This is a genomic window from Oleiphilus sp. HI0132, from assembly GCF_001635845.1.
In genome coordinates, this window is the sequence record NZ_LWGJ01001414.1 from 1 (window position 1) to 887 (window position 887).

An 887-nucleotide genomic window follows, 5' to 3' on the forward strand; every position below is an offset into this window, starting at 1 on the left:
GCTCTCTTTCAGGTTTTACAAGTGCCTTTGAGACCCTTTTACCATCAATTACATAACTAAATTTGGATCCTATTGAACTACTACCATCTTCTGAAGTGTGATATTTAAACTCACACGAAAGAGATTCATACCCTAGCTCACTGCTTATCATCATGAGTTCGCTCAACTCATTCAATAGTGATACTTGCTCATCCATAATATTCATAAATCACCATTCCTGCTATAACGCCGCCAGCAGCGGCCGAGTGAAACGAGGTCCAGCGACCGCAGGGAGCGATGCTGCCTGGCCTTGTTATGTTTGCCTGAACCATGGTATTGGGCTTTTATCGCCACGACCTTTCCTTGCACTCTCAATAAGGCTAACAAGACTGCGCTTATCATATTTCTTCGCTGTGTCAGTATCTCTAATTTGTATGCCTCGGGAATCATAATCTATGTAAATTTCATCGTTGTTAATAATCAATAGATAACAATAATAACCATCCCTCATTTGATGGCTTGAACCAATTAATTGAGTAAAAAATACATCGAATTTCCCGTCACTTCCGACTGCGCAGCGCCAACGTTGTATCATTGCTTCACGCGATTGAACTTCATCTGCTGCCAGTTCCTTAACTCTTTCGTAGAATTTTGTTTCTTTCAAAGGCGCAGACTTAAACTTCAATTGACCAATCCTTTATTTGAAAACATAACGCCTGCCACAACGGCTTGGGTGAAGTGGCGGCGTTTTTGCGTCTTTTTGCAAAAACGGTGACAGTTTACCCAAGTCCGATTGATGGCACTTGTTATGTAAACAGTTATTTGTTCCGTATTTCTATTACTACGTCAGCCTCTCTCTTTATATTTGGCCGAGTTAACTCAGGATCTTCTTTATCCAGACACATAAA

General features: G+C 40.9%; 2 protein-coding genes. Both read right to left on the minus strand.

The window, feature by feature from the left end; genetic code table 11:
* The coding region (locus A3766_RS32185; RefSeq protein ID WP_231882956.1) for a hypothetical protein at positions 1-205 on the minus strand (205 nt) is incomplete at its 3' end.
* Between the two features lie 87 nt (positions 206-292).
* A complete protein-coding gene (locus A3766_RS21570; protein ID WP_068511402.1) occupies positions 293-664 on the minus strand; it encodes a hypothetical protein in 372 nt (123 codons plus the stop codon).
* Positions 665-887: the final 223 nt, after the last annotated feature.